Below are 25,977 nucleotides of genomic sequence, written 5' to 3'. Positions count from 1 at the left end.
CTTTTGTATGTTTATCAAAGTAATAATTATGCAAATATTAACCTTTTTTTTTGAAAAATGGAAGAAAATAAATGAATATTATACTAAGAATTAGATGTTTGTGATTATTAATATGAATTATTTCTGCTTTTACGATTGAATCAGTCTGAATTTTAAAAAATAATCAGCTCATACTTATTTAAATTTTTATGATCAGCTGATTTTAAATTGGGCAATAAATTTATCCTTATAACATAAAAGAAATGAGCCCGTTACTTGATCGGGCTCATTTTTATTATTCAATGATCTTATTGAAATTATTCTTCGTTTTCTTCCTCATCATCTTCATACTGTTCAAGATAGTAGGTGAAGCTGAAATCTTCTGTTTCATCTTCCGCGTCTTCAAGAGTGGTCAGCAGGTCTTCAAAGATTTCAAGCTGGTCTACCGTCATATTAACGAACTCAAGGTGAAGCGGCATTTCCAGTTCACCGGTAATAACGTCTGACAGGGCATCCAAATTGTCTCCGAAATATTCAGGAAGAGTGATCTTTTCCTTTAATTGGGCATAGAAATCTTCATAATCACCTATGTCTGTAAAATCGATATATATTGTCTTCATATTCTTTATTTACTATTCATTTATTTTTTTAATCTTGTCATTGCGAGGAGCGTAGCGACGAAGCAATCTCAAAAAGGATCCATGATATTCTCTATATCCCCGGTCAGATCTCTCCATTCCGGATTTATGGAATTAATGAGATCCAGTTTTTTCTGTCTTGAACCTGCCTTGATTTGTTTCTCTCTAAAAATAGCATCTCCAATTTCTTGAAATGACTCCCAATACACAAGTATGTATAATTTGTATCTTGATGTGAAGCTTTGCTCGTAATAGGTTTCTTTATGCTGTTGGACACGTTTGGGCAAATTCGAAGTGACACCTGTGTAAAGTGTTGTATGGTTCTTATTGGTCATAATGTAAACAAAGCCTGGTTTCATATTTTTTAGGTTTAGGTTTATTTTTATGATTAAAGATTGCTTCGTCGCTACGCTCCTCGCAATGACCCTATTTAACTACTGCTTTTCAAAACTTTTATAATGGTTTTTAGTCAGATAAACATCACCTTTTTCTGTAAAAATTATCCGGTCTGCATTTCGGTTTCCGCAGTTGTAATTCACATCTGCTTCATAATATCTTTCATTTCCGGGAAGTCTTTTCTCCCGGTTCCCGAATGAATCACCTCCAATAGCTTTTCCGGGCAGTACTTCGCAGAGATTCCCTTTAGAAGGATTCCATCCCTGCTTTTTTGCCTGGTTTTTAGTGATGTAATATTCAGGAAGCCTGTGATTCTGCTTTACATAATTAATTACTGTTTTTTCCTCTGTCAGCTGATCAATAGACTGTGATGAGGTATTTCCTGCAGTGCTTTGGTACTCCGTGGAAGCGCTTCCGTAACGTTCAGTTTCCGGTTTTGCGGCCTCCGTATTTTCCTTTTTGTCTGCGATGAAATTATTGTAAATATACATGACAGACATTCCAAAAAGAAGTCCCAGACAAATAAAAAAGACCGATCTTATTTTACCATTCATAATTCATAATTTATAACTTATCATTCATCATTCATCATTTATCATTCATCATTCACAATTAGCTCTCTCTCCATTCCTCCGGAATATCACAAACCGGAATAGGGTCTATTTTATGTCTGGCTGCTTTGTGCATTCTGTCAAAAATTAAAAAGACTTCTTTATCACGGCCTTCATAATCGTCGGCTGTTTTAGTTCCGTATTCTTTCTGGATCTTTTCCAGCTCAGGATAAGTGGCTCCGATCTGTTGCTCATCTGTTCTGTCTACATCCCAAAGACCATCCGTAGGAATAGCTTCCTGTATATTTTTCACCAGATTTAATGCTCTGGCAAGAGTGTACACCTCTGTTTTGTAAAGATCTGCGATAGGAGAGACATCTACACCGCCGTCACCATACTTGGTATAAAACCCGATGCCGAAATCTTCCACTTTATTTCCTGTTCCGCATACCAGAAGCCCGTTGATCTGGCCGTAATAGTACAAAGTAAGCATTCTCAGGCGAGATCTTGTATTGGCAAAAGCCAGCTTTTCATTAGGATACAGATCGTCTTTTACGTCAAATGTTTTATAAAGTTCTTCAAAAGCAGGAGTCAGGTTTACAGACATAGCTTCTACGTTTGGAAACTTTGATTTCAGATCATTCATATGTTCCCAGGCACGGTCTATCTGATCCGTTTTCTGGCGTATCGGCATTTCAATCAGAAGGGTTTTTAATCCGGTCATGGCTGCTAAAGTAGACACTACACCGGAATCTACACCTCCGGAAACTCCAATGACATATCCGTTTACTTTAGCTTTTACAGCATAATCTTTTAACCACTTGACAATATGATCTATTACTTTTTGAGTCTGCATTGTTTATTTTTTAGTGTGTTTAAATGTATTTTTTCAACACGAAAATAGTCATCTTAACTCCTTCATGTTGAAAAAACGTTCAAAATTATTAATTTTCAAACATTAAGGCATTCAGATTCATAGTTTTTGCAAGCAACTAAACTTCTTAATGTTAATGAAAAACAGTTAAGATATTCCAAATTCTTTAGGATATTCTACCATTCCTTTTACATTTTTCAATCCGTCTTTTGTAAGCTCTACAGCCATTCCATTCACTTCAGGAATGTCAAACGGAAATGAAATTCCAAAATTACTCGTTTTTTCGTAACCAAACTTTGGATAATAATTTTCGTGCCCGATCAGAATAACCGAGTGAAAGCCTAATGCTTTGGCAATGGCGTGCCCGCGAAGAATCAACTGTTCTCCGATTCCCTGGTTCTGAAATGTCGGTTTTACGGAAACAGGAGCTAAAGCCAGAGATTCAAAGGTTTCAGAGCCGTTTACTATTTTTAGTTTTGTGAAAAGGATATGACCGGCAATTTCTCCATTTTTAGTTTCTGCAACCAGAGAAAGTTCCGGAATAAAGGCTTCGGATTTTCTCAGTTTTTCCACCAGAAAATGTTCCTGATGATCACTGTGTTCCATATCCCGGAAAGCTTGTTCCGTAAGCTGAAAAACCTCTTGATGGTCTTTTTCTTCTTCCTGTCTTATTGTAAGCATTTTATGATAAATATTTTTCGCGTTTCAGCTCGTACCAGTTGCAGATCCCGTCAGGTTCTACGAATTCACCGGTTTTTTCAAAGCCTAATTTTTTTAAAATATGATTGGATCCTGCATTTTCGGAATGCGCATGAGCATAAATCGTTGAAGCATTCATTTCATTAAAACCCAGGTCAAGAGAGGCTTTTGCAGCTTCTAATGCATAGCCTTTTCCCCAGGATTCAGGGACAAAACGGTAGCCTAAATCTAAAACGTTTTTATAACCGTTGATCTCTTCGGTAAGGAGTTTAAGACCGCTCCAGCCGATCAGTAATCCGGTTTCCTTTTCAATCACGGCAAGTCTTCCCGTCCCGTTATCTTCATATTGTTTCCTGATCATGTTGATGACATTCAATGATTCATGACGTTCTGTGAGTGGCGGAACACCAATGTACTTCATGACTTCCGGATCAGAATCCAGAAGAAACATCCGTTCCATATCCGTTTCTTCGAGTTTTCTTAAAATCAGTCTTTGGGTTTCTATTTTCATAGCAGTGATTTAAGGCTCAGTTCCAAAAATTGTAACGTCGGTTTTCATACCCATTTTAATATCGGATTCTTTCATGGTATTTCCACCCACATTCAGGGTTTGAAGGGATGTATTTTCAGAAATATCCAGTTTTTGGATTGTATTGTGTTCAACGTTCAGCTTTCTTAGATTTTTGAGTGAGTTGATGTTTATTGTTTTTAATTGATTTAAAGATAATGTTAATTGATCAATTCTTGGAGTCTCCTTCAGCAAAATATTTTCCAGAAGATTGTTGTCGAGATACAATGAAGTCAGGTTTTTGAGATTTTCTGCCTTGAAGGAAGTCATTTTGCATCCTGTACAGGAAAATAGTTCAAGTTGGGGAAATCCTGTAATAGAAGCACTGTAAATGGTGTTGTCATCAAGTACAATCATTTTAACCTTCGTAAAAAGCTTCAGATCATCTGTGGAAGTAATGCCTTTCTGAACCAGAAATAAATTGGTAACCAAATCGGCTTCCAGTGGCTCTAACGAACCGTTTTTATTGAGATCGAAATTTTCGAGAACAGCTTTTTCAAAGTTTTGATCTTTAAAATTGAGTTTTTGAGCCCGAAAAAGAGATATTCCTGAAATAATCAGGCCCATAGTTACAAATATTTTAATTTTCATCATCCATTGTGTTTTTAATCCTTATTTTTGTGGACTTAAATTTCATGTAAAAATAATGAAGATTTTTAGAATTATTGCCCTTTCTTCCGTTTTAGTTCTCGCTATGGATTCCTGTAAAAGAGAACCTGAGAACCAGTGGAAAGTAGAAGTGAAAGATACCGCCGAAAAAGTAGAACTTACGGACATTTCCAGTGAATTTTATAATCAGAATACCCCTCTTGATCAGTTTAAAGCGAAATTTCCCTGGTTTCAGGGAACCGTTTCTGATGCCGATTTCGGGAAAAGAAGAGTAGATGCAGAAGAAATTAAGATTTACAAAGAAGCTGCCGGAAAAATAGATCAGGCCAAGCTTAAGAAGGAGCTTCAGGATTTGTTTGCCCATATGAAATATTATTTTCCGCAATTCAAAACGCCTAAAGTATATCTGTTTTCATCGGCATTGCAAATGGTTCAGGATCCTATTTTTTATGATTCAAAAGGAAATCTTCTGTTCATAGATATTACAGGATTTATGGGGGATGGTAATGCTAATTACAAAGGACTTGAGCTGTATTTCCAGAAATCGATGAACCCGCAGAATATCGTACCGAAAGTTTCGCAGATCTTTGCAGAAAGTATTGTAACAGAATCTCCCGATCATCAGAAATTCATCGATAAAGTTATTCTGAACGGAAAAATCATGATCCTTCAGGATGCTTTTCTTCCGGATACACCGGAGTATCTTAAAATGAATTATGCCAAAAAGCAATATGACTGGGCAATAGCTAACGAAGCCAACATCTGGAACTATTTTGTGGAAAGTAACCTGATTTTCGGTGACGATCCAAGACTGGTTGAGCGTTTTATTTCGCCAGGGCCTTTCTCGAAATTTTATACAGAAATTGATAATGAATCTTCTCCCCAGATCGGAATTTTTACCGGATGGCAGATCTGCAAAGCTTACTTCAGGCAGAAGCCGGAAACCAAACTGGTAGATTTTCTGAAGCTTGATGCCACAAAAATTTTTAACGAAGCAGTTTACAAGCCAAAAACGCCCTAGTAGTCAAGATAAAAGATAGCCTTCAAAGTAATTTGGAGGCTTTTTTTGTAATTGTTTTTAAAATTTTACTACTTTGTATTGCATATTACTATTTTAATTGTACTTTTGCTTCAATTGAAATACACCAAATGAAAAATGTCATACAGATCCAGAATCTAAATTTTGAATTTACCCGGGAAAAGCCCATTCTGAAGAATATCAGTCTTTCGGTTCCGAAAGGGAGTATTTTTGGCTTTCTTGGCGCTAACGGGGCTGGTAAATCTACCACCATGAAAATGCTGATCGGCAGTATTCCGGATGAGTCCGGAGCGATTCGCATATTTGATAAAAACCTGTCAGAGCTTTATCCGCAGGGATTTAATAAAATCGGAAGCCTCATTGATACCGCTGCTTTTTACGACCATCTTTCAGGGTGGGAAAACCTGCTTGTGATTTCCAGACTCAGAAATCTTCCGGAATCGGAATGTGTGAGGGTATTATATCTTGTAGAACTGTGGGAGAGCCGAAATATGAAGATGAAAAGATATTCTCTTGGGATGAAACAGCGACTTTCCATTGCCATGACTCTACTGGGGAAACCAGACCTGCTGATTCTGGATGAACCTGTCAACGGACTTGATCCGAACGGGATGCTGGAAATCCGTGAACTTTTGGTTAAACTCAACAGGGAAGAAGGCGTAACCATATTTATTTCAAGCCACCTGCTTCAGGAAATTGAAAAAATGATCACCCATCTTGCCATTATTTCTCATGGTGAAATACGTTTTACAGGAAGTATAAAAGATCTGAATGAACTGTACCGATATGATCATATCAGAATAGGATTGGCCAATGCAGAACAGTTCATGGACAAAATTCCGGAGACTTATTCCCCAAAATTAATTGATTCTGCAAGCATTGAAATTACCGCTGAATCAAAAGACAATATCGCCGCTCTTGTGAGAAAGCTCGTTTTGGAGGATGCTGAAATCTTCGAAATTAAAAACAGTGCGGGTCTTGAAGACTGGTTTATGGAAATCACTAAAAATTAACACGGATGAAAAAATTATTAACAGCAGTCAATGTAGAATGGCTGAAAACAAAAGGACTTGGACTGTCTTATATTGCTATAGTTCTGGGAGCATTGGTTCCTTTAATTAACTACGTTCCTTACTTTTTCAAGTCTTATCTGGCCAAAGAAGGAACACTTCCATACTCCGTTTTCGAAGATGGAATAGGTGGTGAAGCGATTAAATATTTTACGTTTTTCATTCTGCTTCTGTTCATTATTATTGCAGCCAACAGAATTGCGCAGACCGATCATAAAAATAATGGCTGGCAGCTCATGGAAACGCAGCCGATAAGCAGATTCGATCTGTATTTTTCTAAATATATTATTTTGCTGTTGCTGAGTTTTATATGTGTGATCTCTTATTTTGGTTTCAACATTACTTTGGCGTTGGCAGATTATTATATTCATCCGGATCCAGCCAAACTACTTACTTTTGATGCAGTCTGGATGGTGAAGACCCTGATCAGAGTCTGTGTAACGGTTCTGGGAATCGCAGCTCTTCAGCTTTGCGTTTCGGTGATATTTCAGGGATTCATCTGGTCGTTTCTTATCGGTGCTTTGGGAATAGCTTCCAATATTACATCGCTGGTACAGAAACAGTCTTTTTTCTTTAATCCTTACAGTTCATTATATACTTTCTGGAAGGCTCCCGAGGTAAGAAACCTGAACAATTTTATTTCACATTCGGAATATATGAGTCTTTTCTGGATGTTTGTTTTCCTTGTACTGGGGTATTTCTGGTACAGCAGAAAAGGATTTAAAAATGCTTTCCTTAAAAATAAAAAGCATATCCTGATCTCAGCTGCCACAGTGATTTTCGGAGCCGGATTTCTATACATATTCCAGAAACCTAAACCTTATCAAAGTGACGGAACCGGAGTTTCGATTACAGGAAAACTGGAAACGGATTTAAAAATAGATTCAGTGCGTATCTATTCCAAAGATTTTCATAAAAAGATAGGTGCGGTAGCTGTTAAAAACAATACTTTCAGTTGGGTAGCCACGCAACCTGTTCCATTAGATGAGTATGTGCTTGAATTTGGAGGTAAAAAACTGGATATTGTCATGAAAAGCGGCGACTGGTTTGATTTTGATATTAAACTCAATGGAGCCAATATGGTAAGCTACTTAAAATCTAATCGAAAAGCCGATCAGGAATATAAAAATACAGAAAATTCTTTTGGCTATGAGTTTGGTTATGCTCTTGAACAGCAGAATTGTAATAACGATCCGAAGAAATTTTATGAACTGGCAGTATCTGACTGGAAAGACAATAAAAGAATCCTGAATGTTTTTGCAGACCCGGAAAATGATGCACTTTCTGAAGATTATAAAATGTACAGAAGACAGCAGATGGCTATTGAATATCTGAACGAAATCAATAACTACAGAAAAATGACTTCCTGGAACGATCCGAAATTCGCACCTCCTGCTTCATTTGTTAAGGAGCTTAATGAAAATATTCAGAAACCGGGACCTCTTTTAAGTAAGGATAACAGCTATCTTCAGTATAAATTGGATCAGATGCTTTCAGATAAAGACCAGACGTCTAATCCGGACAGTATTCTTTTTGTAAAGATTAATGCAATGCCTAAAGGAATTTCAAGAGATCAGCTGATGGCAAAACATTTAGGAAAAGCTATTGAACTTCAGACGGACAGTTTAGCAAGAAACCGACTTTTTGCCGCTGAAATAGGAAAAGTAGATAATGCAGATTATAAAGGAATGTTGTATTCGAAAATTGATCTGATCAACAGTTCGCAGAAAGGTTCAGTATTTCCGGATCTTGTCCTTCTGAATGAACAGGGTAAAAAAAGTCAGTTTTCAAAATATAAAGGAAAATATGTGGTAATTGATTTCTGGGCAAGCTGGTGCGGGCCATGCAAGCAGATCCGTCCGGTATTTGAAACCAGAAGCTACCAGTACAGATATTACGACAATATTCAGTTTATATCGGTAAGTCTGGATCAGGATCAGTCTAAATGGAAGAATTATCTGAAAACAAAGCCTTCCAATATTCCGCAGTTTTGGCTGGCCAATGCAGAGCCGTTTATGAATAAATACAGAATTCAGAGTATTCCGAGATTTGTCATTATAGATCCGGATGGGAAAATTTATAATTTTAATATGCCATTTCCTGATGAAGATAACTTCTTAGAAATTTTAGATAAGCTGAAGAAGTAGTAACTTTGCGGAAAAATTTTAGATTGATATGAGAAAAACTCAGATTACAATAGATGTAGAGTTGGATGAGAACCACATTCCGGAAAATATAACGTGGAATGCTCAGGATGGCGGTGTAGAAAAAGAACAGACAAAAGCCACTATGATTTCTGTTTGGGACGACAAAGCGATGGAAGCTTTAAGAATTGATCTTTGGACGAAAGAAATGCCTGTAGATCAGATGAAGATGTTTATCCACCAGATTTTGGTATCTTTAGGAAGCACTTATCAGAGAGCAACAGGAGAAGAAGATGTTGCCCAGTGGATAGAGCAGATCGCTGAAGAATTTGCGATAAAATCAGCCATCAAAATGTAAGATAGAAACTCCACCAATCACAAAATATCATGAAAAAAACACTTTTAATCATCAGTACAGCGGTATTGTTGGCCGCTTGCAGTAAAAAAACGGAGTCCAAAGAAACGAAAACACTGGATTCTGCGGTAACTTCAGAGAAGCTTCCGGCCACTGAAAACACTCCGGTTTCCGAAACGGAGAAAGTTTCTGAAAATAAAAATTTGGATATCGCTTTATTCAAAGAGAAAGATATTCCTGCCGCGATGTTAAAAGGAAGCCTGCATCCTCATGATATGGAAGGCGAATCTATTATTGAGCTTGTTCCAAATATGGAGGACTTCCGAAAAGGAAACGGCTTGGATATTGCTTATATAGATCATTCCCTGAAAAAAATCATTCTCAAAATCAACGGAAAATTTGAAGAACTTAAAGAAACAGGGGAGGACCAATATGAAAACAGTGAGTATAAAGTGTCTTTCACCACAACTGTTCCGGATAAAGTTCCCGAAGATATAGAGGTTCTGGCTTATGCCTTCAACGGAAAGCTGGATGTGAAAAGAAAATCTGACAATGTTTCGAAAAGCCTCGACTTTTTCATGGGAGGCTTATAAAAAATAAAATATTATGAATTTTAATACAAAAGTAATTCACGGAGGGCAGCACCACGAGTCTGCAACAGGTTCTGTAAATGTTCCTGTATTTTTAACTTCTACCTTTGCACAGAAAAGTCCCGGAGTACATTCCGGATATGAATATTCAAGAGCAGCCAATCCTACAAGACAGGCATTGGAAGACTCTCTGGCAAGTATTGAAAACGGAGCAAGAGGTTTGGCTTTCGGTTCCGGACTGGCAGCCATCGACTGTGTTTTGAAATTATTGAATCCGGGAGATGAGGTAATTGCAGTAGACGATCTTTACGGAGGAACTTACAGAATGTTCACAAGGCTTTTTGAAAAATACCAGTTAAAATTTACGTTCGTGAATTTTGATGATGTTTCTAAAATTGCTGACGTTATTACAGATAAAACAAAACTGATCTGGGTAGAAACTCCAACCAATCCTTTGATGAAACTGGTAGACATCAAAGCGGTAGTAGAAATAGCCAAAGGAAAAGATATCCTCGTAGCCGTAGATAATACTTTTGCGACTCCTTATATTCAGAGACCAATTGATCTTGGGGCAGATATCGTAATGCATTCAGCTACAAAATACTTGGGCGGACATTCAGATGTCATTGCCGGAGCATTGATCGCAAAAGATGCTGAATTGGGGGAGAAACTTCACTTCATTCAGTTTGCAAGCGGTGGTATTTTAGGCCCTCACGATTCTTATCTGGTTTTAAGAGGAATCAAAACATTGGCATTAAGAATGCAGCGTCACTCAGACAACGGACTTGCAGTAGCCAAATATCTTGAAACACATCCTGCCGTAGACAAAGTGATCTATCCGGGATTGGAATCTCACCCTCAGTACGAGCTTGCAAAATCTCAGATGAAAGAATCCGGAGGAATGGTCTCTTTTACTTTCAAATCAGGAAAAAAAGAAGATGCGGTTAAGTTTTTGGAAAGAGTAAGAGTTTTCACTCTGGCAGAATCTCTGGGCGGTGTGGAATCTTTAGCCAATCATCCGGCATTAATGACTCATGCTTCTATTCCTGCGGATAAACGTGAAGAATTAGGTATTACAGACGACTTGGTTCGTTTAAGTGTAGGGATCGAAGATGCGGAAGACCTTATCGCAGATCTTGAGAAAGCATTTTCTTAATACTTTAACATAACATACAATGAAAAAGATCACATGTATTTTAATCCTGAGTCTTTTCAGTCAGATTACATATTCTCAGGTAAAAACCACCGATGAATTGTATAAAACAGCCAAAAAGCTGGACAGTCTGATATTTGATATAGGATTTAATAAATGTGATCTTTCTCATTACCAATCTATCGTAAGCAACGATCTGGAATTTTACCATGATAAAGGGGGAATCACTTTCGGAGAAAAAGCTTTTACCGCTTCCATTAAAAATAACATCTGTGGCGGTCCCAATAAAATAAGAAGGGATCTGGTTCCCAACAGTATAAAAGTATATCCGTTATATAGCAATAATGTTTTATACGCTTTTATTGAAGAAGGTGAACATGATTTCTTCGAATTTTCCAATGGAAAATGGACGCAGGGAAGCCGCGCAAAATTTACTATTCTGTGGATTCTTGAAGATAAGCAGTGGAAAATGAAACGGGTATTAAGCTACGATCACCATTTATAACTAATATGAAAAATACCAGAAAAGCAACCACCCATGATCTGAATCAACTGGCAGAGCTATTTGACCAGTACAGGGTTTTTTATCACAAAGAATCAGATATCCCTTCTGCCGAGAATTTTCTCAGAAAAAGAATGGAGAATAAAGATTCAGAAATTTTTGTGGCGGAAGAAGGAGGTAAACTAACAGGATTTGTCCAGTTGTATCCTATATTTTCATCCACCAGAATGCAGCGCTACTGGCTGCTGAATGATCTTTACGTGAACGAAAACCATAGAGGAAAAGGATATTCCAAAGAATTGATTGAAGAATCCAAAGAGCTGTGCAGATCATCAGATGCCTGCGGAGTTCTCCTGGAAACAGGTAAAAGCAATGATGTCGGAAACCAATTATATCCCGCCTGCGGTTTCGAACTTTATGACTCTGTGAATTTTTATGAATGGACGAACAAAGGAGATTAAAAATGAAAAATTAAGAACTAAGAATTAAAAATGGGAATGGTCAATTGTGAATAGTCAATAGTCAATTTGTGGCATCATTTATCACTCATCACTCATCATTCATCACTCATTACTTATAACCAAAAAGCATGTCTGATTTTCAAAAATACATACAAAGATATCTGGACCAGATTCCTTCTGAGGACTGGAAGGGAGAACTCAAAAAATCCGGAGAACAAACCATCGAAATATTCACCAACCTTACCGAAGAGCAGGCCGGATTTGCCTATGCGGAAGGAAAATGGACATTTAAAGAACTTTTGCTCCATTTATCAGATACCGAAAGAATATTTCAGTACAGGATTCTGGCGTTCGCAAGAGGAGAAACAGCGGAACTGCCGGGTTTTGATGAAGAAAAATATGCCGCTTCTTCTTTTGCCGATAAAAGATCCCTAGATTCACTGCTGGAAGAGTATAAGCTGGTAAGAAAATCTTCTCAGATTCTTCTTGAAACCCTTGAACCTTCAGTTTTAAGCAATAAAGGTATTGCCAACGGCAATGAAATAGCTGTAGAAACTATTGGAAAGCTGATTGCAGGACATAATTACCATCATTTAACGGTGATTAAGGAGAGGTATTTGCCGGTATTGGAATAGGGTTTGGAGGCAAGAATCAAGAACCAAGAGTCAAGATTTGAGAAGAGGAATAACGGATGTTAAACAATATTTTATCAAATTTGATAGACGGGCTTTAGCCCGTTTTTTTATTGAAACAACCTGAATTTTCTACATGGAGATTAATCCTGCTTTGTATTACTTTAATAAACGAAGTGGCTTTGTTTAACTTTAAAGACATTCAAAATGTAAAAAAATCCTTTGTTTGCCTTTGCGATAAATGATAGTATTTTAATAATCAATTACTTAATATTGTTTCTTGTGTCGGAATCATAATTGAAATAAGGTCAATTATGGCTTTAGCCAAAACTTAGGAAATTCACCAATAAAAAACATTTATTTTCGTATTTTTTGGTAATCCCTTCCCGTTTTTTTACCTTTATCCTCAGGTTTTATGACCCGTTTAATTATGGAAAATATTGTAGAAATACTCAAATCAGGCGGAACTATTCTTTACCCTACAGATACCATCTGGGGAATCGGTTGTGATGCCACCAATATAGAAGCTGTCAATAAAATTTTTGACATCAAAAAAAGAGAAAAGAACAAATCAATGATCATCCTTGTAGAATCAGAGAAGAGACTCCAGGAATTGGTAGATGTTCCGGAAATGGCCTGGGAAATTATTGATCTAAGCGAAAAACCTGTAACGATTGTCTATGAAAATCCCCGCGGGCTTCCTAAAGAACTGCTTGCTGAAGATGGCAGCATAGGAATCCGACTGATAAAAACAGACTTCTGCAAAAAGCTTATTACCAAACTGAATCGTCCGCTTGTTTCTACCTCTGCCAATTTTAGTGGTGATAAAAGCCCCATGAAATTTTCGGATATTTCACCGGAAATGATTAAGCTGGTAGATTATGCGGTAGAAGAAGACCGGGAAAAGGTCTCAAAATATTCAGGATCTTCCGTGATAAAAATCTGGAGTGACAACAGGATTAAGGTTCTTCGTGAATAAAATTCTAAAATAACTCCTTCATTTTAAAATCTTGTCAATCTATACTGGCAGGATTTCTTTTTTTAAATTTCTATCTTTGCATTCTTCAACCTATAAAAGACATGCCATGAACCATCAAAAGTTTGCTGAAGAATGGATGAATGCCTGGAATTCTCACGATCTTGAAGAGATACTTTCCCATTATGCAGAGGATATTGAGATTACAACACCTATGATTAAGCTGGCTGCAGGAGGAACAGAAAGCACGCTCAAAGGAAAGAAAGCGGTCCGTGAATATTGGAGAAAAGTATTGGATAAATTCCCTGATTTGCATTTCGAACTGATACAATCTACGGCAGGAGTAGATTCGGTGGCTTTGTTCTATCAGTCTATCATGGATAAATATGCTGTGGAAGTCATGTTTTTTGATGAAGAAGGAAAAATTAATAAAATGTATGCCCATTATGATTAAGGGTACAATATATATTGCTGGAAAAAGACGATCTATTTATTAACGATGAAAATTAATCTTACCCAAAATAAAAATTTAAAACTATTCAAAATCATTGCGGATGCCGCGGAGAAAAATAACCAGTCGGTGTACATTGTCGGGGGGTATGTCCGTGATCTTCTGATGAAGAGAAAAGCATCTACGGATATTGATTTTGTAACGGAACAGAGCGGTATTGAGCTTGCCCAGACCGTGGCCAAAGATATTGATCCCAAATTAAAAGTTTCGGTCTTTAAAACGTACGGGACCGCCATGATCAGATATAAAGATCTTGAACTGGAATTTGTAGGAGCCAGAAAAGAAAGCTACACCGAAAACAGCCGGAAACCTGAAGTAGAAGGAGGAACTCTTGAAGATGATCAGAAGAGAAGAGATTTTACCATCAATGCCATGGCAATTTCTTTGAATAAAGCCAATTTCGGGGAATTAATAGACCCTTTTAATGGGGTTGAAGATCTTGAAAAAGGTATTTTAAGAACTCCTTTGGAACCAGCGCAAACTTACTCTGATGATCCGTTGAGAATGATGAGAGCAGTTCGTTTTGCTTCCACATTAAACTTTACCATTGAAAAAGAATCTTTGAATGCTATCAAACAGGAAGCGGAAAGAATCAAAATTGTTTCTATGGAAAGAATCATGGTGGAATTCAACAAGATTATGATGTCTGCAAAACCTTCTGTAGGATTGGGATTAATGGAAGAAACGGGACTTTTAAAGCTTATCATACCTGAACTGATTGAACTGAAAGGAGTAGAAGAAGTAGAAGGACAAACCCATAAAGATAATTTCTACCATACGCTGGAAGTGGTTGATAATATTTCTGAAAATACGGACAATCTGTGGCTGCGATGGTCAGCTCTTTTACATGATGTGGGCAAAGCGCCGACCAAAAAATTTGTAGAAGGAACAGGCTGGACGTTCCATGGACACGAGTTTCTGGGATCAAAAATGGTGAAAACCCTTTTCCACAGATTGAAGCAGCCATTGGGAAGCGATATGAAATATGTTCAGAAAATGGTTAAACTTTCATCACGTCCTATTGCTCTGATTACAGATGATGCTTCAGACTCTGCTTTAAGAAGACTTTTATTTGATGCCGGAGAAAATCTGGAAGACCTTTTTACCTTGTGCAAAGCAGATATTACGACCAAAAATTCCAAAAAGCAGGAGAGATTCAAAAAGAATTTTGAATACGTTGCCGTGAAGATTAAAGAAGTTGAAGAAAAAGATCAGGTACGTAATTTCCAGCCGCCAATCACCGGAGAGGAAATCATGCAGATGTTTGATCTTAAACCCGGAAAAGAAATCGGAATTCTGAAGGAAAAAGTAAAAGAAGCTATTCTGGAAGGAGAGATACCCAACGACAGGGAAGAAGCAGCCAAATTTGTGATTGCTGAAGCTGAGAAGCTGGGATTGAAATATAATTAAACTGTCAATCAGTAAAAATAATAAGCTCAGGCTGGACGAAGTCCAGCCTGAGCCCGTTTTATAAAACAAAATCCGGGCTCTTTCTTAAAAAAGAGCCCGGATAAAAAACACAAATGATGAAAAAAAATAAAAATTTATAAATAATACCGAAGTATTAATTTCTTAGTTCCAGTAAGCTCCGTTGGAAGATATACCGGCAGCAAAAGATCGGATGATAGATCCTGAAGTTGAATAAACAACAATTTTACTGTCTTGGGTAAATCCATTGGCATCTGAAGTGAAAATCTTGTCGCCTACCACGCTGAATCCGTAAAGATCAGAATACTGATCGATACTGCTGGCTACTGTGAACAGAGGAGCAGTAGGAGTGGTTGTAGCACTCATATCCATGGTGTACACATTTTTTCCTGAAGTAAAATAGAATTTACCGTTTGAAATTTCAAGATTTTTAGCATTGGCGATACCTGTTAAAGTAGTTGTTTTTGTAATGCTTCCTGCGCTTGAGATCTGATAGATATAAGAATCTGCAGTTCCGGCAGCAATAGCATATACATTTTGGTTGCTTGAAACGATCTTATTGATATTTCCGTTCGGTAAAGTAATGACAGACTGAATATCATTGGTAGAAGTATTGATATAAGTAATCTTGTTCCCAAAACCAAATGAAGCATTCTGTACGAAGATATTATTTCCCGCTTCTACAATTCTCTCGGCAGCATCCGTGAATGGAATTTTCTTAACGAAAGAGCGGTCCGCTACTTTGTAAATGCTTACAAACTTATCACCTCCGTATTTATCATTGGTTACATAGATATTGTTGTTCGCAAAAGCCATATAACGCGGTTGATTAAGCTCTGCGGTAATTTCACCGTTGGCTTTAAAATTAGAACGGTCAACGATCTGGATTTTATTCGAGTTATTCAGCAGCAGGTAAGCATTTTGGCCGTTAAAAGCCATCATCTGTAGCACATCACCCAATTTGGCACCTCCGTTATTGGTTGAGAAAAGATTATCCTGTTTAAAGTTCAGATCTGCAGTAACGAAAGTGACCTCCGCATTAGGCTTCCCGAAATTTCCCTCATTGGAAATAAAAATACCGTTTCCGTAATTGATTACCAGCTCATCATTGTTATCATTGCTACAAGATGCAACGCCCAGAAGAAGCGTAAAGGCAAAAAGAAGATGGAGTAGTTTGTTCAGTTTCATAATACTTTTAGTTTAAAAATTAATGGTTGCATAAACACTGTAATTTCGCTTAGGCATCGGATAGTAAGACACCGTCTGATAAACAGTATTGGTTATATTGTTCACTTTAAATCCTAAAGTGTATTTTTTGAAAAGAGAAGCGGAGATTCCCGTATTTAATAGAAAATAAGGATCAATGGCCGTAGCTCTTTTTTCGTCCGTAGTCGTATAGGTGAGGCCGTTGAAAAGTCCTTGCGCATAAATTTTCAGGAAAGAATATCCGTACTCAACATTCCCGACAGCTTTGTGAATTGGCACATATATCATCTGCATCTGGGTATTCTTGTTGATGGATTTTGAATACGTATAGCCCGTATCGAATTTAAAGTGATGTTTCCCGAAGTCTTTACTCCATGTAATTTGCGATTCAAGACCATAAGACTCAGCTCTCGATGTATTGAAAGGGGCCCAGTATCCGTTGGGAGTAGGAAGCCAGTTGATCAGATTTTTAATGTCCATATAATACGGACTTAATGTTATTTTAAAATCTCCGAACATAAATTCGTGGTCCATATCGATATTCGTGGAAGTTTCCGGGAGTAAATTCAGGTTGCCGCCGGGCTGCCAGTAAAGATCGTTAAATGATGGAAATCTGAAGTTCCTTGAAAAGTTGATTCCCGCATGATACCATGGAACAGCATTCCACTTTCCGGAAAAAGAATATAAAAGAGGTGAAGAGATTCCTTCCACAAAATCTTTCTTAATTCCTGCTTCAAAACGAAGCTGATCTGTCGCAAAATACCTTACAAGACCAGCCAGGGAGCCTACGTTTCTACTGATAACTCCAATTCCTGATTGATAGCCTTCTCCTTTATTTACCTGAAATTCGCCAATAACATTAATATTGATTTTCGGGGTGATGAAATAATTGAAATCATTCTTAAAAATATAATTCTTTCCTTCCGCTCCGCTGGTTTTGGGAAGATTAAGGTCTGAAAAATACTGAAAATTATCTTCCGTATAAGCCGCTTTTAGACTGTTGGAAAGATTGGCTTTTTGAATATCCCACGAAATCAGGCTCCTTAAAGTCTGCGCGTTATATTTTGTTTTGTTTCCATTTTGTTCAAAAATCGGATAATGCTGTGAAGCATCAAAGATTTGATTCTGCCAGGAAATAGTCTGTTGAGGTACAATTTTATAGGATACCCCGATATTAACCGAAGTATTGTAGTATTTTCCGTTGATATTGCTGTAACCTGTACTTCCCACTACAAATTCAGGGACCTTGTAATCATTCTGGCTGGTGAAATAGCTTCCCGAAACCTTTACACTTAATTTCTCATTGCTGAAAGAAGCCTGTGCAAAATTATTATAAGTATCAAAAGAAGCAGCTTCCGAGTAAACAGAACCTTTAAAACCCTTATTGAAATCTAAAATATTATTCAGGTGAATACTTCCCCCGATCGCGCCGCTGCCGTAAACAACACTTCCTCCACCGGCTTTAATACCGATCTGATCATACCCGAAAAGAGGAATATTATTCACATCGCCCTGGCCCAGAAAACTGGAGTTGATATTGATTCCGTTCCATACAAAAGCCGTCTGTTGGGCCGTAGTTCCCCGGAAAGACGGAGAAGAAACCGCGCCACGTCCATTTTCTTTTATATAAATAGAAGGTTGAAAACGTAAAAGTTCAGAAAGATTCGTCGAGTTTTTCTCAATATCCCGAGGTGAAATGGTACGTACCGGATGAAAAAGTTTAGCCTTATTCATCTGGCTGTCGAAAATATAAATGGTGTCAATGGCCTTCTCTTGTCCAAAAAGAAAACCGCCATAAGACGAACAAAGCAATAATAAAGATCTTTTTATATCCATGCTGTTTTACTTTTCCTCCGAAAGCAATCTGTATTTTTTGTTATGATTTTGGCAGGTCTCCTGACTTTCGCTTTCTGTACCTTCCCGTTTGAACAGTGGTTTTTTACAGAAACTTTTATTGCGATTTACAGTTGCGGGGACAGCTTGGGAGTTTCACCCAATTCCCTATTATTTCCAATAGACTGGAAACCAAAATTTTTGCAAAGATAATCTTTTAAATGTATTGTACAAAGAGGCTGAAAAGCTAAAAGACGGAAGGGCAAATTTGCAAAATGCTAAAACTATAGAAATGATGTAATTTATACCAAATGAAATCCATAAACCTGAAAAGTCTATACAAGATAACCGTTTGTCCATTAAAAAATAAAGATGAAAAAATAGAACATTAGAAATCCCCCTTCATCCCTATTTTATATCTTCGCCACATCACCACATCAGCCTTCTTCGCCCTTTCCCTACAAAAACGTAGAATCAAAATAAAACGGCAGCAGATCTTTAATAGAATGCACCTTTACCACTTCATCATTCATACTTGAAAAATAAAGATCTATATTTTCTTTCTGCTTCGTTTCGTATTCTATTAAACTTTGTCTGCAGGCTCCGCAAGGAGGGATTGGCGGATTCTTTTCATGGAATTCCTTAGGACCTCCCACCACGAAAATTTTCTTCACTTTCATATCCGGAAAATTGGCTGCTACCCAGAAAAGAGTAGTTCTTTCTGCACACAACCCCGATGGATAAGCTGCATTCTCCTGGTTATTACCCGAATAAATTTCACCGTTTTCCAGCAAAACAGCACACCCTACAAGAAAATTCGAATAAGGAGCATAGGCATTTTCACGGGCCTGAATCGCTCTGGCGAATAATGTTTTCTCTATATCATTCAGTTCACTGCTGTTTTTAAAATGCTCGTAACTGATCTGCACGTCTTTTTTCATATATTAGTAACACTAAAAAATGGGGGCTAAATTTAGCCATTTTTTATCAGGTGGACAATCTTTTTTATTCACGGTTAAATTAAAATTCAAAAAAATAAAATGCTATATATATCCATACAATTCAGGAATATAGAGTTGAAGAACAGATGGGTAATGTCTCCCATGTGCATGTATTCATGCGAAAACGGAGTGGCTAATGATTTTCACTTCGTACATTACGGAAGCAGAGCCCAGGGAGGAACAGGTCTTATTATGGTAGAAGCTACGGGAGTGGAACCCAGAGGAAGGATCACCAACCACTGTATGGGAATCTGGAATGATGAGCAAGCGGAAGCACTTAAAAAAATTGTTGATTTTGTTCATACCCGTTCAGAAAGTAAAATCGGGATACAGCTGGCTCATGCCGGAAGAAAAGGATCTACCTGGAACAATCTGCAGATCCCTGTTGAAGAAGGCTGGGAAACAGTAGCACCGAGCCCGGTTCCTTATCATCCTTCAGAAAGAATTCCGCATGTTCTCAGCATTGAGGAGATCAGAGAACAGGTACAGAATTTTAAAGAAGCGGCAAAAAGAGCCATAAAAGCAGGTTTTGATGTTATAGAAATTCATGGAGCGCACGGATATCTTATTCATCAGTTTTTGTCGCCGCTTTCCAATATCAGGACCGATGAGTACGGAGGAAGTTTTGAAAACAGAATCAGGTTTCTGCTGGAAATTGTAAAAGCTGTAAACGAAGAACTGGATGAAAATACAGCCCTTTTTGTAAGGATTTCCGGAACCGAATATGCGGATAACGGATGGAACATCCACGACAGTGTGGAATTGGCCAAAATATTAAAAGAACATGCCGTAGACCTTGTAGATGTTTCAAGCGGAGGAAATATCCATGGAGCGAAAATATCTGTATTTAATGGCTATCAGGTTCCGTTTTCTTCTCAGATCAGACGCGAGACAGGAGTGAAAACTGGTGCTGTAGGATTGATTACGAAGGTAGAACAGGCTGAAGATATCCTGCAGAAAGGAGAGGCTGATCTTATATTTGTAGCCAGAGAAATCTTACGAAACCCTTACATTGCCGTTCAGGGATCGTTTGAGATGAAAGAAAACTGTTTCTTTCCGCACCAGTATACCAGAGCCAAAATTTCATCATAATCATGAGTATTGAAGACTTTATGCTGACTTGCCCCAGTAAAAAGTTTCTGGGTGTGGAATGCTTGGGATGTGGAGCACAGAGAGCCATTGTACTGGTTTTCGAAGGAAGGTTTTCAGAAGCATTTCATCTGTATCCGACGGTATACACACTGTTGATATTTTTTGCAACATTAGGTCTGAGTTTTGTAGACAAAAAAAGAAAGTATGGTAGTCTGCTGATGACTTTGGTTGTAATCAATCTGATCATTATGATTGTGTCTTACTATTATAAACACTTTTATATGCATTCCCATTAATAAAAGATCGGTTGTAATCGCTCTGTTTGACGTGTATGAACAAAAAAATGAAAAGTCGTAGAATTACTACAAAATATAAATCTCTTAAATAAAAACTTTTTAAATTAGAACCCGAAGTCTATCTTTGTTAGGCAAACTTTATGAACAGTATAATCATTAATGATTAAAAATGTAAGAATATGGCAGGAAATTCAAGAGGAATATTAAAATTCAATGGAGGAGAAGGGCAGAAGCTTTTAAAACTTAATTACAGCGTATCAAGATCTACAGACGTTTCAGGACGCGTAGCATCAGATCCGTCTAATGCGTTAATCAAAGTAACGATCGAGGCTACGGAAAAATCAGATGTTCTGGAAAGTTTATTAAACAGCAAGTATAAACCGACGAGCGGAGAAATCATGTTCAATAAATCTCATGAAGAAGGAACGCTGATTACACTGAAGTGGGAAAACGGATACGTAATCCAGCATGAAGTGGATTTTGATGCAATTGACAGCAATAATATGCTGGTAAGCTTCGTAGTAAGTGCAGAAAGCATAACATACGGAAACTCATTTTATGACGGACTTTGGCCATTAAGCTAAGTCCCGAGTAGTACAATATATAAAGAGACTGTCCCTCAAGACGGTCTTTTTTTACCTGTTGTGAATGCTGTTTTCCGGCCGGGAATCTTTGTTTATTTTCAAAAATTCCCGATTCGATGAATAATATACACCTTTTTAACACAAATCACTTTATAAAATATGGCTACTATACCTGAACAACCAAAGGGAACGTCATTCCGCCCGACACAAAATGCAGACGGAGTGTCCGAGAATCATCATACCGGAATCAACCGTCTGGTAAAGCTTTCCTTAGTCATAGAAGGAAAAATCATCAAATTTTATAAACATTTTAAGCTTAAACAAAGCACCCAGCGTCATCATGAATTCACGCTTACACTTGCTCATGATACCCTGGGAGACCGCCAGACCCATTCCCTGGAAGACGCCAATAAGTTTCTGGGTAAACGTCTCACCGCGGTTATTTCATATAAAGATATAGACAACAGTCCGGAAAGAACCTTTGTAGGGATTATTACCGGAGTGGCATTCAGCCAGGAAAAAATGAGTCTTGGAAATATCGTGCTCACCGGATGCAGTCCTACAATCCTTTTGGACGGGGCTTCCCATATCCAGAGTTTTGGCGGAAATCAGCCTGTTAATATGGGAATTATCGCTGAAGAAGTTATTAAACAGGGGATTGATAAAGGCCGTTTTGATATCAGAGTTGATGCCAATAATTTTTCCCAGATCATCTACAGCAGCCAGTATGACGAGACCCATTATAATTATCTGGCAAGAATGGCTGAAGCCTATGGGGAACAGTTCTTTTATGACGGTGAAGTTCTTCATTTCGGAAAACTTCCGCCTCAGAACAAGCCTATAATCCTTACTTACGGAAGCAGTGCCAACGACATTAAGGTGGAACTGAAGGCCGTACACACCAAACCCCAGTTTTATGGCTACAACAGCAATAAAAACGAAAAGCTTACTTCAGGTGCCACGCCTATTCAGCATGTAAGTGATATCGCAAAAACAGCTTACGACCACAACAATAATATTTACAAAACCCCTTCACTTCAGATTGCTCCTATCAAAGCATCAACCCATCTGGATGTTGAATATTCCCAGAAAAGTGCCTCAGGAAGCGAAGCGGTGAATGTTTTTTCCATATCAGGGAATACGACGGTTCCGTTTCTGCACCCGGGATGTATTGCCGATGTTCAGATGCGGAAACAGGACTCCAATGAGACCTCTTATTTCACAAGAATCATGATCACGGAAGCAGAACATGAAATTGATACCATCGGGCATTACCACGGAAGCTTTGTAGGGATTGCGGCAGATACAGGATTTATTCCTAGACCGGAATATAGAATTCCTAAAGCCGAACCACAGACCGCAGTCGTCATATCCAATACAGATCCCGAAGGACAGGGCAGAATACAGGTACAGTTCGACTGGCAGACCAGCGACAATACCCACTTTATCAGAATGATGAGCCCGGATGCCGGAGGAACAGACCAGATCACCCAAAACAGAGGTTATGTAGCCATTCCCGAAGTAGGAGATCAGGTGATGGTGAATTTTGTTCACAGCCATCCGGACAGACCCTTTGTAATGGGAGGAATGTTCCATGGAGGAATAGGTTTAGGCGGCGGAGTCAACAACCACCTGAAATCTATTCAGACCCGAAGCGGAATCAGAATTCTGATGAATGATGAAGAAGGAAGCGTAAAGATTATGGATCCAAGCGGAAACATCTATTTTATGGACGGAGCAGGAAACATCAGCATGAAAGCTCCTAAAAATTTCACCCTGAATGCGGGCGATAACATTACGATGACGGCCGGAAAAGAAATTTCCATCAGCGCAGGAGAAGGAATCAACAGCAGCGCCAATGAAAGCATTATTTCCACAGCAGGGAAAGATATCGTTCAGACGGCTTCAGGAGATATCCGGGAATCTTCGGATACCAGAACGGAAATGGTAGAAAAAGAATTCAAAAGACAGTCGGAGACCTCTAATGAAATTGCCGGAGAGATATCCATGTTCAGCGAACTGGAAAATATGACGATGCAGAGTGGCAAGATTGTAGAATTCAACAGTGCTGAAAAATCAAAACTTTTCTGATATGGCGATCATCAAAACAGCAAAAAATATACAGATAAAGGTGAACGATACCTACCATCTGAATGTCGGCAAAAAGGTTGAAAAGATTGCACAGAAAATTAATGTGGAAGCTCAGAAAAACAACCTCGTTTTGGCAAGCAATAAGAAAATAATGTCCCATGGAAACAAGTAAATTAAGAATTCTGATTCTTTTTATTGCAGGTAGTTTCTCATTAATCAATTGTCAAAATAAAAAAATGGAACAAAAATACAGTTGGCTGGGAACCGTTTCGGCACCACAGGAATATCCGATGGAGGTTTACAAAGGAGCCATCATTGCAGATGATTTCACCTATGGTTTCGATGCCATCTGGGGTACTCAGAATACAGGCTGGGGAAATGAAGGCGGAACCATGAGTGTGGAAACCCAGCAGATGGATATTCCCACCACCCTGGAATTTACCTGGTATTCTCTCGTGGAAAAAACATTTTACACCGGAAAGTGGAATCTGGATCACGAAAAAATAAAAGAACTTTTTGAAAAAGGCTTTATAGATCAGGACAACGGCAAGAAGGCAACCTACACCAATTTTATTGTAGGACTTGCCCCGAAAGGGAGAGTCGTTTTATGGATCAACGGTCCGGGGAATCAGAAAGAAGTAGGTGTTTTTCAGGCTCATGATACGATTATTACCCAGGAAAAAGCCTATGAGAATGCCAAGTACATGCTCAAAGAAGGTTTTGCAGACAGAATGGTGAAAGACCCTTCTTATGAAACATTCAAACCGGAAATTAGAGCCAAAATAGAAAAAGAAGGGTATCCGGCTCCGGATATCTATGATGTATACAGAGAAAGATACAACTGGAAACCTTCCGTAATATTGCCCGAAGGTAGTGAATGGATAGATTTTGGATTGACCAGCTATAACGGCGAACAGGAAAATCTTTTTGGTGAAACCTTAACGGCAGATACCTATAAAAAAAGAGCGGTTCCCAAATTCTGCGGTTTTTACTGGAGAGATCAGAATAAAAACAGATACGCGGTATGGGTAGATTCTTTTGACGAAAAAGAAATTTTTGACCTGTTCCAAAAGCTGGGAAAAGAAAAGAACATAGCCTTTACGATAAAGGTAAACGCAGATAATACAGGTGCTGCCCTTTCATTAAAAAGTGAAAAAGAAGAACTGCCGATTACCAAAGCGAAGATCAGATTATCCCGTAAAATAGAGTAATGATCGTCAGCCACACATCTTTGTAAACTGATGCTTCTGTCATTAATATTAAAATAAGAACGATGCACAATAATAAATTTGGAGATTATACCCCGGAAATAGCCAAAGAGGAAGTGTTAGACATTACTCTTGGGATATTTTATGACGGAACTTTGAATAATAAAACCAATACCACCGAAAGAAGGGAAAAAACAGCCGATTATAAGAAAAACGGAGGAAAACCCGGTGATAATAACAGTTATAACAACGACTGGAGCAATGTAGCGCGCTTATGGGATAATTACGACAAAAATTTTGGAATTTATATAGAAGGAATCGGGACGGAAGACAAAAAGGAAGACTCTATGCTGGGTTATGCTTTTGGAACGGGGGATACCGGAATCCGCGGAAAAGTGAGAAAAGGTTGTGAGGAGATCGTAAAAAAAGTAAAAACCATCAAGAGTTCAAAAAAAGCGGATAAAATTGCTGTTCTTACTTTTGATGTTTTCGGTTTCAGCCGTGGTGCAGCGGCAGCCCGTAATTTCTTACACGAGATAGGAAAATCAAAATACAAAGCCAAAACAACCACTGTTTCATATGAGGGAATGACCGTTACTTCTCATTCTGACAGTGACGGAAGTACTGTAGAATCCGAGGAGCTGCCAAAATGGGGACATTTGGGACTGAAGCTGCAGGAAGCTGGAATTACCGTCGATGTATTGAGGGTAAGATTTCTTGGTATTTATGATACCGTTTCTTCCTATTCCAAAAATTTTTCTGCAATGCCTAATTTTCATAATGATGTTGCGGAATTAGGTCTGAATGACATCGGAAGAGCACAGACTATTATTCATTTTGTAGCGGAAAACGAGCACAGAGAAAACTTTGACCTTACCAATGTACCTGTAGGCATTGAGAAAATATTTCCCGGTGTGCACTGTGATGTAGGAGGAGCGTACGAAGATGGTCCCGAGACCTGGGAAGAAGTTGAAACCTCATGGACAACCAGTGCAAAATTGGAAACATTAAAAGCCAAACTTATTGCGGAAGCCTGGTACAAGGAAAATGAACTGACCATTACTCCCGGATTTTATCTGGCATTAAAAGGGTCCCGTGCATTTTTGAAAAAAACGTATAGCTATATTCCCTTACATTTTATGGCAGAATACGGAGTTCAGAAAACAGTTCCCCTGACTATAAAAAAGCTTACCGACGAAACTTATTCCATTTCGGATGATCAGCTGCTGGTAAGAGTGAAAAACCGTCTGAGGCCCTATGCAATGGCAGACGGAAAACAATACATCTTTAAAAGGTATAAAGACGTGGAAACCGCTTATGGAGGCGCCTCTATACCGGAACAGAAATATGCGGATTATCAGAAAGAGATGAAAGAACAGGATGATTTGAGGATACTCAGAAATAAATACCTTCACTGGTCTGCCAGAAGAGAAGGAATCGGAATGGATCCTACATCAGACAGAGAAAGGGTAAAGCATAAAGCTTAATGAT

29 protein-coding genes and 1 riboswitch are annotated in these 25,977 nt (G+C 38.3%); of the genes, 19 read left to right on the top strand and 10 right to left on the bottom strand.

Annotated features, from left to right (window positions below):
- Positions 1-296: 296 nt before the first annotated feature.
- From ACM46_RS06100 to ACM46_RS06070, 7 genes are all read right to left on the bottom strand, one after another.
- The gene (locus ACM46_RS06100; RefSeq protein WP_048505760.1) at positions 297-599 is read right to left on the bottom strand and encodes a barstar family protein; all 303 of its coding nucleotides are present in this window, start codon (positions 597-599) and stop codon (positions 297-299) included.
- 68 nt (positions 600-667) lie between these two features.
- Entirely contained in the window at positions 668-976 is a 309-nt protein-coding gene (locus ACM46_RS06095; RefSeq protein WP_048505759.1) for a GIY-YIG nuclease family protein, read from the bottom strand.
- Between the two features lie 75 nt (positions 977-1,051).
- Complete coding sequence (locus ACM46_RS06090) at positions 1,052-1,567, bottom strand: ribonuclease domain-containing protein (protein ID WP_048505758.1); 516 nt, start codon at positions 1,565-1,567, stop codon at positions 1,052-1,054.
- A 58-nt stretch (positions 1,568-1,625) separates the two neighbouring features.
- Entirely contained in the window at positions 1,626-2,420 is a 795-nt protein-coding gene (gene nadE, locus ACM46_RS06085; RefSeq protein ID WP_048505757.1) for an NAD(+) synthase, read from the bottom strand.
- A gap of 165 nt (positions 2,421-2,585) precedes the next feature.
- On the bottom strand, positions 2,586-3,119 hold the full coding sequence (locus ACM46_RS06080) for a GNAT family N-acetyltransferase (RefSeq protein ID WP_048505756.1): 534 nt from the start codon (positions 3,117-3,119) through the stop codon (positions 2,586-2,588).
- Between the two features lies 1 nt (position 3,120).
- Entirely contained in the window at positions 3,121-3,648 is a 528-nt protein-coding gene (locus ACM46_RS06075; RefSeq protein ID WP_048505755.1) for a GNAT family N-acetyltransferase, read from the bottom strand.
- A gap of 9 nt (positions 3,649-3,657) precedes the next feature.
- Positions 3,658-4,299, bottom strand: a complete 642-nt coding sequence (locus ACM46_RS06070) for a leucine-rich repeat domain-containing protein (protein WP_048505754.1) — start codon at positions 4,297-4,299, stop codon at positions 3,658-3,660.
- Positions 4,300-4,351: 52 nt separating this feature from the next.
- On the opposite strand from ACM46_RS06070, the gene gldB reads away from it, so the two are divergent.
- From gldB to ACM46_RS06010, 12 genes are all read left to right on the top strand, one after another.
- Positions 4,352-5,335: a gliding motility lipoprotein GldB gene (gldB, locus tag ACM46_RS06065; protein WP_083997348.1), complete on the top strand. Its 984-nt coding sequence runs from the start codon at positions 4,352-4,354 to the stop codon at positions 5,333-5,335.
- A 128-nt stretch (positions 5,336-5,463) separates the two neighbouring features.
- A complete protein-coding gene (locus ACM46_RS06060; protein ID WP_048505752.1) occupies positions 5,464-6,366 on the top strand; it encodes an ABC transporter ATP-binding protein in 903 nt (300 codons plus the stop codon).
- Positions 6,367-6,371: 5 nt separating this feature from the next.
- The gene (locus ACM46_RS06055) at positions 6,372-8,570 is read left to right on the top strand and encodes a thioredoxin-like domain-containing protein (RefSeq protein WP_048505751.1); all 2,199 of its coding nucleotides are present in this window, start codon (positions 6,372-6,374) and stop codon (positions 8,568-8,570) included.
- Positions 8,571-8,598: 28 nt separating this feature from the next.
- Positions 8,599-8,925 (top strand): gliding motility protein GldC, encoded by a 327-nt coding sequence (gene gldC / locus ACM46_RS06050; protein WP_048505750.1) that lies wholly within the window; start codon positions 8,599-8,601, stop codon positions 8,923-8,925.
- A gap of 29 nt (positions 8,926-8,954) precedes the next feature.
- Positions 8,955-9,515: a membrane lipoprotein lipid attachment site-containing protein gene (locus ACM46_RS06045; protein ID WP_048505749.1), complete on the top strand. Its 561-nt coding sequence runs from the start codon at positions 8,955-8,957 to the stop codon at positions 9,513-9,515.
- A 13-nt stretch (positions 9,516-9,528) separates the two neighbouring features.
- The gene (locus tag ACM46_RS06040) at positions 9,529-10,668 is read left to right on the top strand and encodes a cystathionine gamma-synthase (RefSeq protein WP_048505748.1); all 1,140 of its coding nucleotides are present in this window, start codon (positions 9,529-9,531) and stop codon (positions 10,666-10,668) included.
- 19 nt (positions 10,669-10,687) lie between these two features.
- Positions 10,688-11,170: a DUF4440 domain-containing protein gene (locus tag ACM46_RS06035; protein WP_048505747.1), complete on the top strand. Its 483-nt coding sequence runs from the start codon at positions 10,688-10,690 to the stop codon at positions 11,168-11,170.
- 5 nt (positions 11,171-11,175) lie between these two features.
- Positions 11,176-11,628 carry a GNAT family N-acetyltransferase gene (locus ACM46_RS06030; protein ID WP_048505746.1) on the top strand — a complete coding sequence of 151 codons (453 nt, stop codon included), beginning with the start codon at positions 11,176-11,178 and terminating at the stop codon, positions 11,626-11,628.
- Between the two features lie 128 nt (positions 11,629-11,756).
- Entirely contained in the window at positions 11,757-12,263 is a 507-nt protein-coding gene (locus ACM46_RS06025) for a DinB family protein (protein ID WP_048505745.1), read from the top strand.
- Between the two features lie 427 nt (positions 12,264-12,690).
- On the top strand, positions 12,691-13,239 hold the full coding sequence (locus tag ACM46_RS06020) for an L-threonylcarbamoyladenylate synthase (RefSeq protein WP_048506137.1): 549 nt from the start codon (positions 12,691-12,693) through the stop codon (positions 13,237-13,239).
- Positions 13,240-13,345: 106 nt separating this feature from the next.
- Positions 13,346-13,690, top strand: a complete 345-nt coding sequence (locus tag ACM46_RS06015; RefSeq protein ID WP_048505744.1) for a nuclear transport factor 2 family protein — start codon at positions 13,346-13,348, stop codon at positions 13,688-13,690.
- Between the two features lie 45 nt (positions 13,691-13,735).
- Positions 13,736-15,157, top strand: a complete 1,422-nt coding sequence (locus ACM46_RS06010; RefSeq protein ID WP_048505743.1) for a CCA tRNA nucleotidyltransferase — start codon at positions 13,736-13,738, stop codon at positions 15,155-15,157.
- 162 nt (positions 15,158-15,319) lie between these two features.
- Here ACM46_RS06010 and ACM46_RS06005 read toward each other — a convergent pair whose 3' ends face one another.
- The 3 genes from ACM46_RS06005 to ACM46_RS05995 form a co-directional block, all read right to left on the bottom strand.
- Positions 15,320-16,363 carry a YncE family protein gene (locus ACM46_RS06005; protein ID WP_048505742.1) on the bottom strand — a complete coding sequence of 348 codons (1,044 nt, stop codon included), beginning with the start codon at positions 16,361-16,363 and terminating at the stop codon, positions 15,320-15,322.
- Positions 16,364-16,375: 12 nt separating this feature from the next.
- On the bottom strand, positions 16,376-18,217 hold the full coding sequence (locus ACM46_RS06000; RefSeq protein ID WP_048505741.1) for a TonB-dependent receptor plug domain-containing protein: 1,842 nt from the start codon (positions 18,215-18,217) through the stop codon (positions 16,376-16,378).
- A gap of 33 nt (positions 18,218-18,250) precedes the next feature.
- Positions 18,251-18,426, bottom strand: a riboswitch (cobalamin riboswitch).
- A gap of 246 nt (positions 18,427-18,672) precedes the next feature.
- Positions 18,673-19,155 (bottom strand): cytidine deaminase, encoded by a 483-nt coding sequence (locus ACM46_RS05995; protein ID WP_048505740.1) that lies wholly within the window; start codon positions 19,153-19,155, stop codon positions 18,673-18,675.
- A 99-nt stretch (positions 19,156-19,254) separates the two neighbouring features.
- Between ACM46_RS05995 and namA the strand changes: the two genes are divergently transcribed.
- From namA to ACM46_RS05965, 7 genes are all read left to right on the top strand, one after another.
- Entirely contained in the window at positions 19,255-20,307 is a 1,053-nt protein-coding gene (gene namA, locus ACM46_RS05990) for an NADPH dehydrogenase NamA (RefSeq protein WP_048505739.1), read from the top strand.
- Between the two features lie 2 nt (positions 20,308-20,309).
- A complete protein-coding gene (locus ACM46_RS05985; protein WP_048505738.1) occupies positions 20,310-20,603 on the top strand; it encodes a DUF2752 domain-containing protein in 294 nt (97 codons plus the stop codon).
- Positions 20,604-20,782: 179 nt separating this feature from the next.
- Complete coding sequence (tssD, locus tag ACM46_RS05980) at positions 20,783-21,187, top strand: type VI secretion system tube protein TssD (RefSeq protein ID WP_048505737.1); 405 nt, start codon at positions 20,783-20,785, stop codon at positions 21,185-21,187.
- Positions 21,188-21,346: 159 nt separating this feature from the next.
- Positions 21,347-23,278: a type VI secretion system Vgr family protein gene (locus ACM46_RS05975; protein ID WP_048505736.1), complete on the top strand. Its 1,932-nt coding sequence runs from the start codon at positions 21,347-21,349 to the stop codon at positions 23,276-23,278.
- A 1-nt stretch (position 23,279) separates the two neighbouring features.
- Positions 23,280-23,450 (top strand): hypothetical protein, encoded by a 171-nt coding sequence (locus ACM46_RS23305; RefSeq protein ID WP_156122705.1) that lies wholly within the window; start codon positions 23,280-23,282, stop codon positions 23,448-23,450.
- 64 nt (positions 23,451-23,514) lie between these two features.
- Complete coding sequence (locus ACM46_RS05970; protein ID WP_241485971.1) at positions 23,515-24,489, top strand: DUF2931 family protein; 975 nt, start codon at positions 23,515-23,517, stop codon at positions 24,487-24,489.
- A gap of 62 nt (positions 24,490-24,551) precedes the next feature.
- Entirely contained in the window at positions 24,552-25,973 is a 1,422-nt protein-coding gene (locus tag ACM46_RS05965; RefSeq protein WP_048505734.1) for a T6SS phospholipase effector Tle1-like catalytic domain-containing protein, read from the top strand.
- Positions 25,974-25,977 lie beyond the last annotated feature (4 nt).

This window comes from Chryseobacterium angstadtii, assembly GCF_001045465.1.
Lineage (GTDB): Bacteria > Bacteroidota > Bacteroidia > Flavobacteriales > Weeksellaceae > Chryseobacterium > Chryseobacterium angstadtii.
The sequence above is the reverse complement of the archived record's forward strand: the minus strand, read 5'-3'. Positions and strand labels throughout refer to the sequence as shown.

What these genes read in the sequence shown, in the direction of transcription:
- ACM46_RS06100 (WP_048505760.1), bottom strand. Translation starts at nt 599, where the DNA reads ATGAAGACAATATATATCGATTTTACAGACATAGGTGATTATGAAGAT.
- ACM46_RS06095 (WP_048505759.1), bottom strand. Translation starts at nt 976, where the DNA reads ATGAAACCAGGCTTTGTTTACATTATGACCAATAAGAACCATACAACA.
- ACM46_RS06090 (WP_048505758.1), bottom strand. Translation starts at nt 1,567, where the DNA reads ATGAATGGTAAAATAAGATCGGTCTTTTTTATTTGTCTGGGACTTCTT.
- nadE (WP_048505757.1), bottom strand. Translation starts at nt 2,420, where the DNA reads ATGCAGACTCAAAAAGTAATAGATCATATTGTCAAGTGGTTAAAAGAT.
- ACM46_RS06080 (WP_048505756.1), bottom strand. Translation starts at nt 3,119, where the DNA reads ATGCTTACAATAAGACAGGAAGAAGAAAAAGACCATCAAGAGGTTTTT.
- ACM46_RS06075 (WP_048505755.1), bottom strand. Translation starts at nt 3,648, where the DNA reads ATGAAAATAGAAACCCAAAGACTGATTTTAAGAAAACTCGAAGAAACG.
- ACM46_RS06070 (WP_048505754.1), bottom strand. Translation starts at nt 4,299, where the DNA reads ATGATGAAAATTAAAATATTTGTAACTATGGGCCTGATTATTTCAGGA.
- gldB (WP_083997348.1), top strand. Translation starts at nt 4,352, where the DNA reads ATGAAGATTTTTAGAATTATTGCCCTTTCTTCCGTTTTAGTTCTCGCT.
- ACM46_RS06060 (WP_048505752.1), top strand. Translation starts at nt 5,464, where the DNA reads ATGAAAAATGTCATACAGATCCAGAATCTAAATTTTGAATTTACCCGG.
- ACM46_RS06055 (WP_048505751.1), top strand. Translation starts at nt 6,372, where the DNA reads ATGAAAAAATTATTAACAGCAGTCAATGTAGAATGGCTGAAAACAAAA.
- gldC (WP_048505750.1), top strand. Translation starts at nt 8,599, where the DNA reads ATGAGAAAAACTCAGATTACAATAGATGTAGAGTTGGATGAGAACCAC.
- ACM46_RS06045 (WP_048505749.1), top strand. Translation starts at nt 8,955, where the DNA reads ATGAAAAAAACACTTTTAATCATCAGTACAGCGGTATTGTTGGCCGCT.
- ACM46_RS06040 (WP_048505748.1), top strand. Translation starts at nt 9,529, where the DNA reads ATGAATTTTAATACAAAAGTAATTCACGGAGGGCAGCACCACGAGTCT.
- ACM46_RS06035 (WP_048505747.1), top strand. Translation starts at nt 10,688, where the DNA reads ATGAAAAAGATCACATGTATTTTAATCCTGAGTCTTTTCAGTCAGATT.
- ACM46_RS06030 (WP_048505746.1), top strand. Translation starts at nt 11,176, where the DNA reads ATGAAAAATACCAGAAAAGCAACCACCCATGATCTGAATCAACTGGCA.
- ACM46_RS06025 (WP_048505745.1), top strand. Translation starts at nt 11,757, where the DNA reads ATGTCTGATTTTCAAAAATACATACAAAGATATCTGGACCAGATTCCT.
- ACM46_RS06020 (WP_048506137.1), top strand. Translation starts at nt 12,691, where the DNA reads ATGGAAAATATTGTAGAAATACTCAAATCAGGCGGAACTATTCTTTAC.
- ACM46_RS06015 (WP_048505744.1), top strand. Translation starts at nt 13,346, where the DNA reads ATGAACCATCAAAAGTTTGCTGAAGAATGGATGAATGCCTGGAATTCT.
- ACM46_RS06010 (WP_048505743.1), top strand. Translation starts at nt 13,736, where the DNA reads ATGAAAATTAATCTTACCCAAAATAAAAATTTAAAACTATTCAAAATC.
- ACM46_RS06005 (WP_048505742.1), bottom strand. Translation starts at nt 16,363, where the DNA reads ATGAAACTGAACAAACTACTCCATCTTCTTTTTGCCTTTACGCTTCTT.
- ACM46_RS06000 (WP_048505741.1), bottom strand. Translation starts at nt 18,217, where the DNA reads ATGGATATAAAAAGATCTTTATTATTGCTTTGTTCGTCTTATGGCGGT.
- ACM46_RS05995 (WP_048505740.1), bottom strand. Translation starts at nt 19,155, where the DNA reads ATGAAAAAAGACGTGCAGATCAGTTACGAGCATTTTAAAAACAGCAGT.
- namA (WP_048505739.1), top strand. Translation starts at nt 19,255, where the DNA reads ATGCTATATATATCCATACAATTCAGGAATATAGAGTTGAAGAACAGA.
- ACM46_RS05985 (WP_048505738.1), top strand. Translation starts at nt 20,310, where the DNA reads ATGAGTATTGAAGACTTTATGCTGACTTGCCCCAGTAAAAAGTTTCTG.
- tssD (WP_048505737.1), top strand. Translation starts at nt 20,783, where the DNA reads ATGGCAGGAAATTCAAGAGGAATATTAAAATTCAATGGAGGAGAAGGG.
- ACM46_RS05975 (WP_048505736.1), top strand. Translation starts at nt 21,347, where the DNA reads ATGGCTACTATACCTGAACAACCAAAGGGAACGTCATTCCGCCCGACA.
- ACM46_RS23305 (WP_156122705.1), top strand. Translation starts at nt 23,280, where the DNA reads ATGGCGATCATCAAAACAGCAAAAAATATACAGATAAAGGTGAACGAT.
- ACM46_RS05970 (WP_241485971.1), top strand. Translation starts at nt 23,515, where the DNA reads ATGGAACAAAAATACAGTTGGCTGGGAACCGTTTCGGCACCACAGGAA.
- ACM46_RS05965 (WP_048505734.1), top strand. Translation starts at nt 24,552, where the DNA reads ATGCACAATAATAAATTTGGAGATTATACCCCGGAAATAGCCAAAGAG.